The 1,293-nt window shown below is 46.0% G+C and carries 1 protein-coding gene; it reads left to right on the plus strand.

What is annotated here, in order from left to right; all coding sequences use genetic code 11:
* The first annotated feature begins 284 nt into the window (after window positions 1-284).
* Window positions 285-1,241, plus strand: coding sequence for an IS110 family RNA-guided transposase (locus LN893_RS20375; RefSeq protein WP_229973253.1), 957 nt, complete (start codon window positions 285-287; stop codon window positions 1,239-1,241).
* Window positions 1,242-1,293: the final 52 nt, after the last annotated feature.

The raw sequence follows: 1,293 nt of genomic DNA on the forward strand, positions 1-1,293 counted from the left end.
CATCCTATGTTTGTTCTCAGTGTCTTAGCTGCTCTTCTTTTCCTTTTGTTTATCAGAGAAAATATTATCTAAAACAGATAAAACAAGTACTTAAGCTGTAGACAAGAAAACTGGGTAAGGAATAAGATTCCTACTTTACAAGGGTACTAAAAACCCGCGCTTTATGATAATCCCCTTACCTGGCTTCTTCACCTTGGACAGTTCATTAGGCTCAGAGCCTGCATCAGGATGTTGAGTGCAAGAGAAGCTTCTTTTTGTCACCTGTATAACCTATAAAACATGATATGATGGAGCAAATTTACAGCGGTATCGATGTGGCCAAAGACAGTTTTGTGGTCGCCTCAAATCTAGCAGGCAAGGTTACCACATCCTTGTACCAAAATGACAAGAAGGGTATCAACAGCTTCCTTAAAAGCCTGACAAATCACACCTGGTGCATTATGGAGGCAACCGGGGTTTATAGCCTGCAGCTGGCCATTGCCTTGTATGAAAAAGGCATCAAGGTGTCGGTGGTGAATCCTTTGCAGATCAAGCGCTTTGCCCAGACCAAGCTCAAGCGGACGAAGACAGACAAAGTAGATGCGGCGCTGATCGCTGAGTACGGGGAGCGCATGCAGCCAAAGCTTTACCAGCCGCCAGCCCCTTTCATGAGGAAACTGCAGCAACAGCGTATGTCTTTGAAGTTGCTTATCAGGAGCAAGCGCTCCTTCTTAAATCAGCTGCACGCCCTGGGGCAGTTAGAGAACGTCGACAAAGCCGCTTTAAAGGCCTGTAAAGCAGTTTTGACAAGCATAGAAAAGCAAATAGCAGGGTTGGAGCGTCAGATGCAGCAAACGGCTGAGGAGCACTGCCAGGAGCTGTATACCTTACTGCAGACTATTCCTGGCATCAGCACCAAGTCTGCCATAGAGCTCATCGTTGTCTCTGGTGGGTTTAGAAATTTTACATCAGCCAGGCAGTTCAGCGCCTTTATCGGTATCAGCCCCTGCATTAATGAGTCTGGCATCTCCATACGCGGATACAGGGGGATCAGCAGGATCGGGGATAAAAACATAAGGGCTACGCTCTATATGTGTTCTATGGCGGCAAAAGTTCACAACAAGGCTTGCCGGGAGCTGTATGATCGGATGGTGGCGGCGGGAAAAGCAAAGAAGGTAGCCTTGGTGGCGGTGATGAACAAGCTTATAAAGCAGGTCTTTGGTATGGTAAGATCTGGAGAGGTTTACACTGCAAATTATTAAACATAACGCCTAAAAATAACGCTAATAAAGTTGCTTTTTAACACAGTTCATA

It is taken from the genome of Pontibacter harenae, assembly GCF_020907245.1.
Lineage (GTDB): Bacteria > Bacteroidota > Bacteroidia > Cytophagales > Hymenobacteraceae > Pontibacter > Pontibacter harenae.

Coding starts and splice junctions, on each gene's coding strand:
- LN893_RS20375 (WP_229973253.1), top strand. CDS start 285: ATGATGGAGCAAATTTACAGCGGTATCGATGTGGCCAAAGACAGTTTT.